The organism is Starkeya nomas (assembly GCF_902703545.1).
GTDB lineage: Bacteria > Pseudomonadota > Alphaproteobacteria > Rhizobiales > Xanthobacteraceae > Ancylobacter > Ancylobacter moscoviensis.
In genome coordinates this window covers 1-555 of sequence record NZ_CACSAS010000005.1, presented here as the reverse complement: position 1 = coordinate 555, position 555 = coordinate 1, and the positions used below count along the sequence as shown (strand labels likewise).

The window sequence follows — 555 nt, the reverse complement described above, 5'->3', positions numbered from 1 at the left end:
GATCGTCGTCTTCTTCCGGCTCGGACACGCCGATGCGCTGGCGCATCTCGCGCTGGCTCACCTTCAGCCCCATGGGCACGAGGCGCGCCACGGCCTCGGTGAGCTCCTTCACGTCCTCTGGCTCGGCTACGGGCAGCGTTGCCTTCGGGTAGCGGTCCTGCGGGCCGAAGTTCAGAGACACGAACCACGGGATCAGATCGCGGTTGAGCGTGTTCGCCAGCTGGCGGCAATCGGCCTGGGTGATGTCCAGGCGCACCTTGTCATGGATCTTCGCCTGCGCCTGCGACGAGCCGTCATCGGCCGTCATCGTCTGCCCGACAACGAGCTTTGAAACCTGTTTGTCGAGATATTCCAGCAGTCCGCCGAAAACCGCCTCGCCCTTCGCGCCCTGCGCCTCGATGAACTGGATGTCCATGCCCAGCGGGATAATGGCGGCCGCGTCGTTGGCGATGCTCGCCACGGCCCGCAGCAGCGCGCGCTTGTCGGTCTCGGATGCCCCCGCGTGATACTTGCCCACCCGCATGGGGATGCCATAGATCTCGGCGAAGGCGGCCC

At 65.9% G+C, this 555-nt stretch carries 1 protein-coding gene; it reads right to left on the bottom strand.

What is annotated here, in order from left to right; all coding sequences use genetic code 11:
• The coding region (locus STARVERO_RS21705) for a phage portal protein family protein (RefSeq protein WP_159602041.1) at positions 1-555 on the bottom strand (555 nt) is incomplete at both ends.